The organism is Thiococcus pfennigii (assembly GCF_016583835.1).
GTDB classification, from domain to species: Bacteria; Pseudomonadota; Gammaproteobacteria; order Chromatiales; family Chromatiaceae; genus Thiococcus; species Thiococcus pfennigii.
Genome location: NZ_NRRW01000044.1, coordinates 14,297 through 28,789 on the forward strand (window position 1 = coordinate 14,297; position 14,493 = coordinate 28,789).

The 14,493-nt window shown below is 68.1% G+C and carries 14 protein-coding genes; 4 read left to right on the forward strand and 10 right to left on the reverse strand.

Annotated elements, in window-relative coordinates:
* Positions 1–96: 96 nt before the first annotated feature.
* From tatC to hisB, 7 genes are all read right to left on the reverse strand, one after another.
* Complete coding sequence (tatC, locus tag CKO41_RS13325) at positions 97–1,152, reverse strand: twin-arginine translocase subunit TatC (protein ID WP_200382653.1); 1,056 nt, start codon at positions 1,150–1,152, stop codon at positions 97–99.
* A 62-nt stretch (positions 1,153–1,214) separates the two neighbouring features.
* The gene (tatB, locus tag CKO41_RS13330) at positions 1,215–1,550 is read right to left on the reverse strand and encodes a Sec-independent protein translocase protein TatB (protein ID WP_200382654.1); all 336 of its coding nucleotides are present in this window, start codon (positions 1,548–1,550) and stop codon (positions 1,215–1,217) included.
* 37 nt (positions 1,551–1,587) lie between these two features.
* Positions 1,588–1,854, reverse strand: coding sequence for a Sec-independent protein translocase subunit TatA (gene tatA, locus CKO41_RS13335; protein WP_200249403.1), 267 nt, complete (start codon positions 1,852–1,854; stop codon positions 1,588–1,590).
* Positions 1,855–2,139: 285 nt separating this feature from the next.
* On the reverse strand, positions 2,140–2,460 hold the full coding sequence (locus tag CKO41_RS13340; protein WP_200249404.1) for a phosphoribosyl-ATP diphosphatase: 321 nt from the start codon (positions 2,458–2,460) through the stop codon (positions 2,140–2,142).
* Positions 2,461–2,499: 39 nt separating this feature from the next.
* The gene (hisI, locus tag CKO41_RS13345; protein ID WP_200249414.1) at positions 2,500–2,901 is read right to left on the reverse strand and encodes a phosphoribosyl-AMP cyclohydrolase; all 402 of its coding nucleotides are present in this window, start codon (positions 2,899–2,901) and stop codon (positions 2,500–2,502) included.
* Entirely contained in the window at positions 2,898–3,644 is a 747-nt protein-coding gene (gene hisA, locus CKO41_RS13350; RefSeq protein WP_200249416.1) for a 1-(5-phosphoribosyl)-5-[(5-phosphoribosylamino)methylideneamino]imidazole-4-carboxamide isomerase, read from the reverse strand. Before hisA ends, hisI begins: the two co-directional genes overlap by 4 nt.
* A 30-nt stretch (positions 3,645–3,674) precedes the next feature.
* Entirely contained in the window at positions 3,675–4,280 is a 606-nt protein-coding gene (gene hisB, locus CKO41_RS13355; protein WP_200249418.1) for an imidazoleglycerol-phosphate dehydratase HisB, read from the reverse strand.
* A 270-nt stretch (positions 4,281–4,550) separates the two neighbouring features.
* Here hisB and nadB point away from each other — a divergent pair, with 270 nt between their 5' ends.
* The 4 genes from nadB to CKO41_RS13375 all read left to right on the forward strand — a co-directional run bounded on the left by nadB (position 4,551) and on the right by CKO41_RS13375 (position 9,632).
* Positions 4,551–6,173, forward strand: coding sequence for an L-aspartate oxidase (gene nadB / locus CKO41_RS13360; protein WP_200249420.1), 1,623 nt, complete (start codon positions 4,551–4,553; stop codon positions 6,171–6,173).
* Positions 6,174–6,312: 139 nt separating this feature from the next.
* The gene (gene ettA / locus CKO41_RS13365; protein WP_200249422.1) at positions 6,313–7,980 is read left to right on the forward strand and encodes an energy-dependent translational throttle protein EttA; all 1,668 of its coding nucleotides are present in this window, start codon (positions 6,313–6,315) and stop codon (positions 7,978–7,980) included.
* 196 nt (positions 7,981–8,176) lie between these two features.
* Positions 8,177–8,734 carry a cytochrome b gene (locus tag CKO41_RS13370; RefSeq protein WP_200249423.1) on the forward strand — a complete coding sequence of 186 codons (558 nt, stop codon included), beginning with the start codon at positions 8,177–8,179 and terminating at the stop codon, positions 8,732–8,734.
* Positions 8,735–9,047: 313 nt separating this feature from the next.
* The gene (locus CKO41_RS13375) at positions 9,048–9,632 is read left to right on the forward strand and encodes a YceI family protein (RefSeq protein ID WP_200249424.1); all 585 of its coding nucleotides are present in this window, start codon (positions 9,048–9,050) and stop codon (positions 9,630–9,632) included.
* 63 nt (positions 9,633–9,695) lie between these two features.
* On the opposite strand, the gene soeC is transcribed toward CKO41_RS13375, so the two are convergent.
* Genes soeC through soeA form a run of 3 tightly spaced genes read right to left on the reverse strand, consistent with a single transcriptional unit; the run spans position 9,696 to position 14,348 of the window.
* On the reverse strand, positions 9,696–10,673 hold the full coding sequence (gene soeC / locus CKO41_RS13380) for a sulfite dehydrogenase subunit SoeC (protein ID WP_200249427.1): 978 nt from the start codon (positions 10,671–10,673) through the stop codon (positions 9,696–9,698).
* A 46-nt stretch (positions 10,674–10,719) separates the two neighbouring features.
* On the reverse strand, positions 10,720–11,442 hold the full coding sequence (soeB, locus tag CKO41_RS13385) for a sulfite dehydrogenase subunit SoeB (RefSeq protein WP_200249428.1): 723 nt from the start codon (positions 11,440–11,442) through the stop codon (positions 10,720–10,722).
* Positions 11,443–11,456: 14 nt separating this feature from the next.
* Entirely contained in the window at positions 11,457–14,348 is a 2,892-nt protein-coding gene (gene soeA / locus CKO41_RS13390) for a sulfite dehydrogenase subunit SoeA (protein ID WP_200249430.1), read from the reverse strand.
* Positions 14,349–14,493 lie beyond the last annotated feature (145 nt).

Consider the following 14,493-nt stretch of genomic DNA (forward strand, 5'->3'; position numbering starts at 1 on the left):
ACCGGGCCAATAATAATCCAAAAGGGATGTCCTTGCCCGACCTTCGACCACCGAACGGCCGCAGGACCACAGGACCTGCGCCGGTGGCGGCGTCGATCAGGGCGTGCCGAGCTGTTCGAGGATGTTCTGCGCGACGATGCGCTGGTCGACGCGGCCCTCGCCGAGGACCTCGTGCAGCAACCGCCGGACCTCCTCGAGATCGCCATCCGTATCGCGCAGGTACTTGACCCGCTCGAGCTTCGCGGTGACCGGATCGGCGGCCTCGGGTGCGCGCCGTCGCGGCGCCTCTTCGGCCTCGAGGAGCCCGGTGTCCGCCTCCGGCGCCCCAGCGGACGCGGCCGATGCCCGCGGCGTCGGCCCCGCATCGTCGGCCGGATCCGGATCGTCCCCCTCCTCGTCGTCGGCCGCCGCCCGCGGCCTGAGCAGGACGCGCGAGAAGACGATGCCCAACTCGAAGAGCAGCCACATCGGGATGGCCAACAGGGTCTGGGAGATCACGTCCGGCGGCGTCAACACCATGCCGACGACGAAGGCCCCGACGATCACATAGGGGCGCTTCTGGGCAAGCTGTTCAGGCGTCGTCACGCCGATCGCGACGAGCAGGATGGTCGCGATCGGGATCTCGAAGGCGACGCCGAAGGCGAAGAACAGCTTGAGGATGAAGTCCAGATAGAAGGCGATGTCCGGCATCTGGGTCACGCCCTGCGGCGTGACGGCCGCGAAGAAGGCGAACACCAGCGGAAACACGACGTAGTAGGCGAAGGCCATCCCGAGGTAGAAGAGCAGGATGCTGCTGATGAGCAGCGGCACCGCCAAGCGCTTCTCGTGCCGGTAGAGCCCAGGCGCGACGAAGGCCCAGAGTTGGTACAGCAGGTAGGGCGCCGTGACGAACACGGCGACCATCAGCGTCAGCTTGAACGGTGTCAGGAACGGCGAGGCGATCTGGGTGGCGATCATGCTCGCCCCATCGGGCAGCTTGGCCATGATCGGCGCCGCCATCGTCGTGTAGATGTCGTTGGCGAACGGAAACAGCGCCAGGAACACCAGCGCGATCGCGACCAGCATCCGGATGAGGCGGTTGCGCAGTTCGATCAGGTGGGCGATGAAGGGCTGTTCGGCCCCAAATTCATCCGGTTGCTCTGACGGGGACATGGCGCGACGGTGCGGCTCTATCGGGTCGATGGGGTATGGACGGTGCGGTGCCGTGGGCGCGCCTAGGGCGGATCGCTGCGATGAGCGGTGCCATCGGGCGGTGCCGACCGCTCGGTCGGCTTGGGCTCGGATGCCTCGGCCCGGGTCCGACCCGGCTTCGGCGGGGACTCGATGATGCGCTCCAGGGACTCGCTGTCGGCCTGCTTGCGCAGGATCTCCTTCAGTTCCTCGGCGCGCAGCTCGCGGTCGATCTCGTCCTTGACCGCGGTGAAGGTCCGTCGCGCCCGCCCGATCCAGAGGCCGGCGGCCCGCGCCACGCGCGGCAGGCGCTCGGGGCCGATCACGATCAGCGCGACCAGCCCGATCAGGACGAGCTCGAAAAAACCGACGTCGAACATGGACGGCTCTCGGCGGTGTGTCAGCGGCGCGGGGCGGTCAGGACTTGGCCGCCGGGTCCTTGTCCTTCGTCGCCTCGGGCTCGGCGGTGCGCCGCTCGGCGGTCAGCGCGGCATCGTCGCCGGCCTGCTCCTTCTTCTCCGCCTCCTCGTCGCGCTTCTCGGCATCGGACAGGGCGCCGCGGAAGCCCTTCACGGCATTTCCTAGATCCGAGCCGATGTTTTTCAGGCGCTTGGTGCCGAACAACAGCAGCACGATGACCAGGATGATCAACAGCTGCCAGATACTGATGCCACCGACTCCCATGTGTTCCTCCCGATCATCCCGCCAGGGATGTCATGCAGTTGCTGTGATATAGGCGGAGGCGCGCCCGTTCTCCGTCTCCCTCGGGAGGGGCCGGTGCGGGACGCGCACGGCGCGATGGCCGTGCCCTCGTCTGGCCGGCGATGGGGTTCGCATGCCGGATCAGTTGATGATGGCCGCCAGCGGGCGAATCGCTCGGGTGCCCCGAGGCGGGCCGCCCGTCGGAGTTGCCGGATCATACCCCAACGCCGCGGGCGATGACCAAGGGAGCGAGGGGTCGCCGTGCCTTCACTCGCCGCGACGCGCCTTCTCCTCGAGCCCCGAGAGGCCGAAGCGTCGATCCAGTTCGGCGAGCACGGCCGTCGGCCCCAGCCCCTGGTGGGCGAGCAGGACGAGGCAGTGGAACCAGAGGTCGGCGACCTCGCTGACGATCCGCTCCCCTGCCCCGTCCTTGGCCGCCATGACGGTCTCGGTGGCCTCCTCGCCGATCTTCTTGAGGATCGCATCGAGGCCCTTGTCGTAGAGCTTGGCGACGTAGGAGGACTGCGGATCGGCGGCCTTGCGCTCCTCGAGGACCTCCGCCAGGCGTGCCAGGATCTCGTCGTTCATCTGTCGATCGTCCGAGACGGCGAACGGCGATGGCCGCGCTCAGGCCCGGCCATAGATGGCCTGCGGATCCCTGATGACGGGATCGACCTCGGCCCAGCCCCCGGTCGCATCGAGCTCCCGATAGAAGCAGCTATGGCGCCCGGTGTGGCAGGCGATGCCGCCCTTCTGCTCGACCTCGATCAGGACTACGTCGGCATCGCAGTCGATGCGGATCGAGCGCACGACCTGCTGGTGGCCCGACTCCTCGCCCTTGTGCCAGAGCTTCCCGCGCGAGCGCGACCAGTAGACGGCGTGGCCGCTCGCGCGCGTCAGGCGCAGCGCATCGCGGTTCATCCAGGCCATCATCAGGATCTTACCGGTGCCCGACTCCTGGGCGATCGCCGGCACCAGGCCTTGGGCATCCCACTTGATCGCCTCGAGCCATTCGTCGCTATCGGTCATCGGTTCTCCTCGATGGAATCGGCGAGCCGCTGGCCCTCGGTGAAGTCCAGCGTCCCCTCGTAGATGGCGCGCCCGGTGATGGCGCCCATGATCCCGCAGTCGCGCGCCGCCTCGGCCAGGGCCCGCACGTCGTCCAGATGCGTGATGCCGCCGGAGGCGATGACCGGGATGCCGATCGCCGCCGCCAGGGCCCGGGTCGCGCCCAGGTTCGGGCCGCTCAGCATGCCGTCGCGGCCGATGTCGGTGTAGATCACGGCCTCGATGCCGTCGTCCTCGAAGCGCCGCGCCAGGTCCTCGACCCGGTGTTCGGTGATCTCGGCCCAACCCTGCACCGCGACCTGGCCGTCCTGGGCATCGAGGCCGACCAGGATGTGCCCAGGGAAGGCGCGACAGGCGCGGGCGACGAATTCGGGCTCGCGCACCGCCTGGGTGCCCAGGATGCAATAGTGCACGCCCGCCTCCAGATAGGCGCCGATCGTCGCCTCGTCGCGGATCCCGCCGCCGACCTGGATCGGCAGTTCGGGGAAGGCCGCGGCGATCGCGCGGATCGCCGCGCCGTTGACGGGAGTCCCGGCGAAGGCGCCGTTGAGGTCGACCAGGTGCAGGCGTCGCGCCCCGGCCGTCGCCCAGCGCCCGGCCATCTCGACCGGATCATCGGAGAAGACGGTCTCGTCCTCCATGCGACCCTGACGCAGCCGCACGCAGCGACCGTCCTTCAAATCGATGGCGGGGATCAGCAGCACGCGGCAGCTCCTCGGCAGTCAGCGGGACGCTCAGAGCGCGCCCTTGGTGGATGGGGTGATGCCGGCCATCCGTGGATCCGGCTCGACGGCCATCCGCAGTGCCCGACCGAAGGCCTTGAAGACGGTCTCCGCCTGGTGATGGGCGTTGTCGCCGCGCAGGTTGTCGACATGCAGCGTCAGCGCCGCATGGTTGACCAGGCCCTGGAAGAATTCGCGGAACAGGTCGACCTCGAAGGCGCCGATCCGCTCGCGGACGAAGTCGACCGAGAAGACGAGCCCCGGGCGGCCGGAGAGGTCGACGACCACGCGCGACAGGGCCTCGTCGAGCGGCACGTAGGCGTGGCCGTAGCGACGGATGCCCCGCTTGTCGCCGAGGGCCCGCGCCAGGGCCTGACCGAGCGTGATCCCCAGGTCCTCGACCGTGTGGTGATCGTCGATATGCCGATCCCCGTCGGCCTCGATCTCCAGATCGATGAGCCCGTGGCGCGCGACCTGCTCGAGCATGTGCTCGAGGAACGGCACCCCGGTACGCAGGTTCGCCCGCCCCGTCCCGTCGAGGTCGACGGTGACGCGGATCCGGGTCTCCAGGGTCTGGCGCTCGATCCGAGCGGTGCGGTTGGTCGTCTGGGCGGACATCGGGCTCCGCGGCCATGGGCCGCGCATGAATCGGCGAATTGGTTATTAGACCGAAACCGGACCCGAGTCCGCAAGGGCGCGCGACATGGTCGGGCTGGCGGGGCATACTCTTTCCGGAGATCTTGCCCGCGCCTCGGTCGGCGCGGCGGTGGCCATGCACGATGGCGTCACTGGTCCCTGAGCGCACACAGGGTCCCGGTTTGGCGTTATGCTCAGCCGACAGCGATCTTTGCGCGCCGCGCCAGAGGGCTTCACGAGGCCAGCCGAACCATGTCCGACTCCCATCGTTTCGACGTCGTCATCCTAGGCAGCGGCGCGGCCGGCCTGAGCGTTGCCCTGCAGTTGCGTGCCGACATCTCGGTCGCCGTCGTCTCCAAGCGCGAACTCGAGGAAGGCAACACCCGCTATGCCCAGGGCGGGATCTCGGCCGTCCTCGATGCCGGCGATTCGATCGCCTCCCACGTCCAAGACACCCTCAGGGCCGGAGGCGGGCTGTGCGACAGGGACATGGTGCGCCAGGTCGTCGAACGCGGCCCGGCCGCCATCGCTTGGCTCCTCGACCAAGGCGTGCAGTTCACCCGGGATGACCAGGCCAAGGATGCCGGGGGCTTTCACCTCACGCGCGAGGGCGGCCATACCCACAGGCGCGTCATCCACGCCGCCGATGCCACCGGCTACGAGGTCCAACACACGCTCGAGACGCGGGTCCGTGCCCGCCCCAACCTGGCCCTGTTCGAGAACCATATCGCCATCGACATCATTACCGCCGCCAAGCTCGGCGGCCACGACAACCGCTGCCTCGGGGTCTATGTCCTCGACCGGCTCGGCGGCCAGGTCGAGACGCTGCTCGCGCCCTGCGTCGTGATCGCGACCGGCGGCGCGAGCAAGGTCTATCTCTACACGAGCAATCCGGATGTCTCGACCGGCGATGGCATCGCGATGGCCTGGCGCGCCGGTTGCCGGGTCGCGAACATGGAATTCATGCAGTTCCACCCGACCTGCCTCTACCACCCGGAGGCCAAGTCGTTTCTGATCTCCGAGGCCCTGCGCGGCGAGGGCGCCCGGCTCCTGCTGCCCGACGGGACCCGCTTCATGCCGGCCTTCGACGAGCGCGGCGAACTCGCCCCGCGCGACATCGTCGCGCGCGCCATCGACCACGAGATGAAACGGATCGGCAGCGACTGCGTCTATCTCGACATCTCCCACCAGCCGGCCGACTTCGTGCGCGAGCACTTCCCGACCATCCACGCCCGCTGCCTGGAGTACGGCATCGACATCACCCGCGAGCCGATCCCGGTCGTCCCGGCCGCCCACTACACCTGCGGGGGCGTCATCGCCGACGCGCACGCCCGCACCGACGTGCACGGCCTCTATGCCGTCGGGGAGACCGCCTACACGGGCCTGCACGGTGCCAACCGGATGGCCAGCAACTCGCTGTTGGAGTGCCTCGTCTTCGCCGAGTTGGCGGCGCGCGATATCGAGCGCCGCCTGCCGCAGATGGCCCCGGTCACCGGGGCGCCGCCCTGGGACGAGAGCCGCGTCACCCAGCCCGACGAGGAGGTCGTCGTCTCGCACAACTGGGACGAGCTGCGCCGCTTCATGTGGGACTATGTCGGCATCGTGCGCACCAACAAGCGCCTGCAGCGCGCCAAGCGCCGCGTCGATCTGCTGCACCAGGAGATCATCGAGTACTACAGCAACTTCCACGTCAGCAACGACCTGTTGGAGCTGCGCAACCTGGTCGACGTCGCCGACCTGATCATCCGCTCCGCCCAGGCGCGCCACGAAAGCCGCGGCCTGCACTACACGCTCGACTTCCCGTTCCAGGACCCGGCGCAGTGCACCCCGACCGTCCTGATCCCCGACAACTACCGACCGCGCGGCGCGCCTTAGCGCCACGGCGCGCGAAGCGCTGGCCCCGGTCCGCCGCTTGGACTTTGCCCAGCGAAGCGGGCAAAATTCACGCCTATCGTGCTTTCGTCGCGCCGTTCGGCGCGCCGCCATTCACCGAATCACACCACCACGGATCCCGATGGCCCAGTACATCTACACCATGAATCGGGTCGGCAAGATCGTGCCGCCCAAGCGCGTGATCCTGCGCGACATCTCGCTGTCCTTCTTCCCCGGCGCCAAGATCGGCGTGCTCGGCCTCAACGGGGCCGGCAAATCGTCGCTGCTGCGGATCATGGCCGGCATCGATACCGAGATCGAGGGCGAGGCGCGCCCGCAGCCTGGCATCAAGGTCGGCTACCTGCCCCAGGAGCCCCAACTCGACGAGACCAAGGACGTGCGCGGCAACGTCGAGGAGGCGCTCGGGCACATCAAGGGGGCCTTGGCGCGCCTCGATGCGGTCTATGCGGCCTATGCCGAGCCCGATGCCGACTTCGATGCCCTGGCCAAGGAGCAGGCGGAGCTCGAGGACCTGATCCAGGCGACCGATGGCCACGACCTGGAACGCACGCTGGAGGTCGCCGCCGAGGCCCTGCGCCTGCCGCCCTGGGACGCCGAGGTCGCCCGACTCTCCGGCGGCGAGCGCCGCCGTGTGGCGCTCTGCCGGCTGCTCCTGTCGAAGCCCGACATGCTGTTGCTCGACGAGCCGACCAACCACCTGGACGCCGAGTCCATCGCCTGGCTCGAGCGCTTCCTGCACGAATACCCAGGCACCGTCGTCGCCGTGACCCACGACCGCTACTTCCTCGACAATGTCGCCGGCTGGATCCTGGAACTCGACCGCGGCCACGGCATCCCGTGGGAGGGCAACTACACCTCCTGGCTCGAGCAGAAGGAGAAGCGCCTGGAGCTCGAGCAGAAGCAGGAGGCCGCACGCATCAAGGCGATGCAGCACGAGCTCGAATGGGTGCGCGCCAACCCCAAGGGCCGCCATGCCAAGAGCAAGGCGCGCCTGGCCCGCTTCGACGAGCTGCAATCGCAGGAATTCCAGACCCGCAACGAGACCAACGAGATCTACATCCCGCCGGGTCCGCGCCTCGGCGATCTCGTCATCGAGGCCAACGGGCTGAGCAAGGCCTACGGCGACCGGCTGCTCTACGAGGGCCTGTCCTTCAACCTGCCGAAGGGCGGCATCGTCGGCGTCATCGGCCCGAACGGCGCCGGCAAGACGACGCTGTTCCGCATCCTCACGGGCCAGGAGCAGCCGGATGCCGGCGAACTGCGGATCGGCGAGACAGTGCAGATCGCCTATGTCGACCAGAGCCGCGACGCCCTCGACAACGCCAAGACGGTCTGGGAAGAGGTCTCCGACGGGGCCGACAACATCATCGTCGGGCGCTACGAGATGCCCTCGCGCGCCTATTGCAGCCGCTTCAACTTCAAGGGCGCCGACCAGCAGAAGCGCATCGGCGACCTCTCCGGCGGCGAGCGCAACCGCCTACATCTGGCCAAGCTGCTGAAGAGCGGCGGCAACCTGCTGCTCCTCGACGAGCCGACCAACGACCTCGACGTCGAGACGCTGCGCGCCCTCGAAGAGGCCCTACTCGCGTTCCCCGGCTGCGCCGTCGTCATCAGCCACGACCGCTGGTTCCTCGACCGGATCGCGACCCACATCCTGGCCTTCGAGGGCGACTCCACGGTGACCTGGTTCGAGGGCAACTACGCCGACTACGAGGCCGACCGCCACCGCCGCCTCGGGGCCGAGGCCGATCAGCCCCACCGGATCAAGTACCGGCGCCTCTCGGCCTGACGAGCCGGCTTCCGGCCGGGCGCGCGGGGCGCCCCGTCCTGCGCGCGACGTCGAGCGAGATCTCGCTGGTCGCGCACCGCCCAGCCGGGACCTCCATAATTCTTGCCTGATTCGTATTATCATCGATCCAGGCGCACCACCCTGGTGCCTGGCGGGCCGATCCGACGACCCGCCCCAGCCGACAACGGAGGGGCGAATGTGGCTTAATTCCGAGGAGCATTACGGCCTGGTCGCCGTGCTGCTGCACTGGCTCATTGCGGTCGTCGTCGTCGGGCTGTTCGCGCTGGGGCTGTGGATGGTCGAGCTGACCTACTACGATGCCTGGTACACGAGGGCGCCGGACCTGCACAGGGGCATCGGGGTGTTGCTGTCGCTGATCCTGGTCGCGCGCCTCGGCTGGCGGCTCGGCAATGTGACGCCGCGCCCGGAGCCCGGCCAGTCGCCATTGGAGCAGCGCATCGCGCACCTGATGCACACCCTCCTCTACCTATTGCTGTTCCTGGTCATCGCGAGCGGGTACCTGATCTCGACCGCCGACGGCCGTGCGATCGACGTCTTCGGTCTGTTCAGCGTCCCGGCGACCGTGACCGGGCTGCCGAATCAGGCCGACGTGGCCGGCGATGTCCACCTGATCCTCGCCATCGCACTGGTCAGCCTCGCCGGTGTCCATGCGTTGGCGGCGCTCAAGCACCACTTCATCGACCGCGACGCCACCCTGTTGCGGATGCTCGGGCGGCGTGCCGCGCGGCGTTAGTGCAAGACTGCGGAATTCCCGAGACCGCACGCTGCGGCCTGCCACCCTCGCGTGGTAGGAGCCCGCTTGCGGGCGATCTTCATCTTCGTCGCCGCGCGCGACCTGGTCGCCCGCAAGCGGGCTCCTACGGCGCTCGCATCATAGGGCGACATGAAAGCGGCCTCGGTAGGTCTGGAGCGAGGTACTAGTCGTCTCTGCCGCCAGCGACGCGGTCACCCGACCGCCGCGCCAGCCCCGTTCCCATACCCGGCGGAATGTTTCTCCGGCGGGCCTGTCACAACCTTTTTCGCAGTCAACCCAACAGAGGAGCACCATGATGACGAGCAAGCGACTCCCCGCCCTCGCCCTCGCCGCCGCGTTGGCCCTGCCCGGCCTGGCGATGGCCGAGGACTATGTGATCGACACCGAGGGCGGCCATGCCTTCATCCAGTTCCGCATCCCGCACCTCGGCTACAGCTGGCTCTATGGCCGCTTCAATGACTTCTCCGGTCGCTTCAGCTACGACGAGAACGACCCGAACGCCGCGACCGTCGAGGTCACGATCAAGACCGCGAGCATCGACTCGAACCATGCCGAGCGCGACAAGCATCTCCGGGACAAGGAGTTCCTCGACGTGCGCCGATACCCGGAGGCGACCTTCAAGAGCACGTCCTTTACCGCCAACGATGACGGCACGGCCGTCCTGGAGGGCGACCTGACCCTGCGCGGGATCACCAAGCCGATCAGGATCGACGTCACCGAGATCGGCCACGGCCAAGACCCTTGGGGCGGCTACCGGCGCGGCTTCCAGGGCAGCACCCGCTTCGCGTTGAAGGACTTCGGCATCGAGCGGGACCTCGGTCCGGCCTCGCGCGATGTCGAGATGATCTTGAGCGTCGAGGGAATCCGCCAGGACTAGGCTGACTCGACCCACCTGGTCCGGGCGACGTGCCCGGGCCGTGCGGGACCGTCCCACTGCCGATCAGGCGATGCGCTGATAGTAGAGGTTCTGCGGATGGCGGGCCTCGGCGAAGAAGGACCAGCGTTCGCCGATCAGGCCGAGATACTGGATCAGAAAGGCGGCGATCGGCAGCGTCGGCGATTCGATGACGTAGGCGATGCCGATCAAGGCGACCGGCAGCGGGAAGACGAGCACCAGATAGAACCAGCGCACCGCCGCCAGCGTCCCGGGTGCCTCGTGATGGAAGAACTCGCGGGTGTTGAAGGACCCGCCGGTGAAACCCTGGGTGAGTTGCTCGATCACCTGATGCCGTACGCCGATCGCCGTCTGCACCGTGCTCTTCGGCTTGAGGCGACGGTTGCGGGCCAGCGAGGCGAGCCGCGAGGCCATGCCGAGCAGGGTCGCGACGACGGCCCAGGTGCCGAAGAAGGCGACCAGTTGGTCGCCGCGATAGGCCGAATACGCGGCCGCGAGCATGAAGCCCGAGGCGATGCCGAGGAAGGTGAAGTTCGCGACCGTCAGCGGCGAATGCCACTCCTCGAGGAAGCGCACGTGCGCATAGATCATCGCCGTGCAGACGAACAGGGCGAAGGTCCCCAAGGTGCCGAGGGCACCGAGGATCAGGGTCGCATCGAGCGGCAGCGTGTCGCGGATCGTGATCAGCGGGTCGGTCCAGCCGAGGCCGTGGGCCAGCCCGTAGGCGAAGACGCAGGCCATGACGATCGGCAGCACGATGACCTCGCGCGACAGCCAGGAGGTGCGCCACCGGCTCGCCGCCCGCCAGGCGCGCTCGGGGCGGCCGAGGTGGAAGAAGGAGGCGAGGAGCCCGCCGGCCAGCAGGGCCAGCGCGAGCACGCTGCCCAGCGCATAGAAATCCGGGTCCTGCTCGGGCAGCAGGTGGGCCAGCGCGTAGAGCTGCCCGGTGTAGAGCGCGAGAAACAGGCCCTGGCCGGCGCCGATCAGGGTCGTGAGGAAGATGACGGAAAATGCCGGATGCATGGATGCTCCTTCGCTCGATCCCCGACGACGGGGACCACCGCTCGCGCTACCAGGTGACGTCGTCCAGGGTCTCTTCGTCCGTGTAGGTCGTGAGGTCCTCCTTGCGCAACGGATTGTCGACGCGGATGATCTCGTCCGGATCGAGGTGGCGGCGGGTCTTGCGCCGCGGCAGGTAGTGGTTGGACGGCTTCGTGCCCCACTCCGGCATCAGCGGATAGCCCCCCTGCTCGCGGATCGCGACCGACACCTCGGATGCCGGATCATGGACGTCGCCGAAGAGCCGCGCGCTGGTCGGGCAGGCGAGCACGCAGGCCGGCTTGCGCTCGCGCTCGGGCAGGGACCCGTCGGTGATCCGTTCGATGCAGAGGGTGCACTTCTTCATCACGCGCTGCTGGGCGTCGACCTCGCGCACCCCGTATGGGCAGGCCCACGAGCAGTACTTGCAGCCGATGCACTTGTCGTAATCGACGAGCACCACGCCGTTGTCGGCCCGCTTGTAGGAGGCGCCCGTCGGGCAGACCGGCACGCACGGTGGTTCCTCGCAGTGCAGGCAGCTCTTCGGAAAGTGGACCGTCTCGGTGTCCGGGAAGGTGCCGACCTCGAAGGTCTGGACCCGGTTGAAGAAGGTCCCCGAGGGCTCCTCGTCATAGGGGTTCTGGTCGACGAGCGGACCGGCCCAGCCGGAGGTGTTCCACTGCTTGCAGGAGGTCACGCAGGCCTGGCAGCCGACGCAGACGTTGAGGTCGATGACGAGCGCATATTGGGTCATGGGTCGGCCTTCCGCTACTTCCTGAACAGGCCGGCGACATAGGCCTGCCACTTGCCGCGCGGCCGCCCCTGCCCCGGCAACCGCGGCATCGGGTCGAATTGCGGCGAGGTCACGGCCGGCTCGTCGGCGGCCGCCTTGTAGACGCGCACCCGCAGGTCGAACCAGGCCGCCTGGCCGGTCACGGGGTCGGCGTTCGAGAGGTGCGCCCCGGCCGGGTTGGGCGGCAGCTCCTCGGCGATCAGGTGATTGAGCAGGAAGCCCTTGCGCGCCTCGTCGGCCTGCGGCGAGAGGCCCCAGGCGCCGGCCGCCTTGCCGATCGCATTCCAGGTCCAGACGGTGCCCGGCTCGACCGCCTCGGAGAAGCGGCACTGGCAGCGGACCCGCCCGTGCGGCGATTCGACCCAGACCCAGTCGCCGTCGTCGAAGCCGTTGGCGGCCCCGACGCGCGGGCTCATGAACAGGTAGTTATGGCTGTGGATCTGGCGCAGCCAGGCGTTCTGGCTGTCCCAGCTGTGGTACATGGCCATCGGCCGCTGGGTCAGCGCGTTGAGCGGATAGCGATGCGTGTCGATCAGCCCCGTCTCGAGCGGCTCGTGGTAGAAGGGCAGCGGGTCGAAGTAGGTCGCGACGCGCTGGCGCAGCCGCTCCGGCGGCTGGCGGCCGGGGCGTTTACCCTGCGCGGCGAGACGGAAGCGCTGCAAGACCTCCGAGTAGACATGCAGCACGATCGGCTCGGCGTAGCGGGTCATGCCGTGGGCCCGGGCCCAGTGCAGGTAGCCCTTGTTCCAGTTGCGCATGTACTGGTAGGAGCGCGGCAGCTCGTGGTGATAGACGCAGCCGTTGCTCGCGTACATCTCCCACTGGCGCGGATTGGGCTCGCCCTTCAAGAACTTCTCGCCGCCCTTGCCGCGCCAGCCGGCGAGGAAGCCGATGCCCGAGCCCGGGGATGTCTCGTAGTTGACGATGAAGTCCGGGTAGTCGCGGTACTTGCGCCGCCCGTCCTCGGTGACGAAGGCCGGCAACCCGAGCCGGGTGCCGAGTTCGATCAGGACGTCCTGGAACGGCCTGCACTCGCCCTTGGGCGGGAGGACCGGGATGCGCACCGCGTCGACCGGACCGTCGAACTCCGAGATCGGCCGATCGAGCATCGACAGGACATCGTGACGCTCGAGATAGGTGGTGTCGGGCAGGACCAGGTCGGCGAAGGCGACCATCTCGGAGGAGAAGGCGTCGCAGACCACGAGGAAGGGGATCTTGTATTCACCGTCCTCGTCCTTGTCGACGAGCATGTCGCGCACCGCGGCCGTGTTCATCGTCGAGTTCCAGGCCATGTTGGCCATGAACAGCAGCAGGGTGTCGATGCGATAGGGGTCACCGCGCCAGGCGTTGGTGATGACGTTGTGCATCAACCCGTGGACCGAGAGCGGGTACTCCCACGAGAAGGCCTTGTCGAGTCGCACCGCCTCGCCCTGCTCGTCGACGAAGAGGTCCTCGGGCTTGGCCGGCCAGCCGAGCGGCATGCCGTCGAGCGGGGTATTCGGCTGCACCGCCTCGGGGCCGTGGGGCGGCTTCGGACAGGGTGGGATCGGCCGCGGAAACGGCGCCTTGTGGCGGAAGCCGCCGGGGCGATCGATGGTGCCGAGGACGGTCATCAGGATGCCGAGCGCCCGAATCGTCTGGAAGCCATTGGAGTGGGCGGCGAGCCCGCGCATCGCGTGGAAGGCGACCGGATTGCCGGTCACCGAGGCATGCTCGTTGTCCCAGCAGTCGGTCCACTGGATCGGCAGTTCGATCGTCTCGTCACGCGCCGTGACGCCCATCTCGTGGGCCAGACGGCGGATGGTCTCGGCCGGGATGCCGGTGATGCGCGCCGCCCACTCGGGCGTGTAGTCCTCGACCCGCTCCTTCAGGAGCTGAAACGAGGGCTTCACCGGGGTGCCATCCGGCAGCTGATACGATCCGAGCAGGCGCGGATCGGCGCCGGGCGTGTGGGTGCCGATCGGGCCGATCGCGCGGTCCCACCAGAGCTTGTTGTCTGGATCGAAGCAACCCTCCTCGACGCGCATCTCGGCGCGGAAGAACAGGCCGTAATCCTCGCGCTCGGGGTCGTCGACGACCAGTTCGGCGGCGTTCGTGTACTGGATCAGAAACTCACGATCGTAGAGGCCCTGTTGGATGATCTCGTGGATCAGCGCGAGCAGCAGGGCGCCGTCGGTGCCGGGGCGGATCGGCACCCACTCGTCGGCGATCGCCGAGTAGCCGGTGCGGATCGGGTTGATCGAGATGAAGCGCCCACCGCGGCGCTTGAACTGCGAGATGGCGATCTTGAGCGGATTGGAGTGGTGATCCTCGGCCGTGCCGATCATGACGAAGAGCTTGGCCCGGTCGAGGTCCGGCCCGCCGAACTCCCAGAACGAGCCGCCGATCGTGTAGATCAGCCCGGCCGCCATGTTGACCGAGCAGAAGCCACCATGGGCGGCGTAGTTCGGCGTCCCGAACTGCTTGGCGAAGAGTCCGGTCAGGGCCTGCATCTGGTCGCGACCGGTGAAGAGGGCGAAGCGTTTCGGGTCCTCGGCGCGCAGCCGCTCCAGGCGCTCAGCGAGCAGCGAGAAGGCCTCCTCCCAACTGATGGCCTCGAACGCCGAGGTCCCGCGCTCGGCATCGGGCCGGCGCCGCAGCGGTTGGGTGAGACGCGCCGGCGAGTACTGCTTCATGATGCCCGAGGACCCCTTGGCGCAGATCACCCCCTGGTTCAGCGGGTGGTTCGGGTTGCCCTCGATGTAGCGGACCTCGCCGTCGCGCAGATGCACGCGGATCCCGCAGCGACAGGCGCACATGTAACAGGTCGTCTCCTTGACCTCGACCCGGCCGATGGTGCGGTCGGAAAAGCTCGCGGGATCCTGCATGATCGATTGCCTCGTCGCCGACGGCGAGATTGATAATTAGCTAATTCTAATATTCTATTGCGGCGCACCGCAAACGAATCCTCGTCCGCCGGCCTGCGGGCCAGACAACGCGAGTCGCCTCTTTCTCGAAGACCCCAAGCCGACC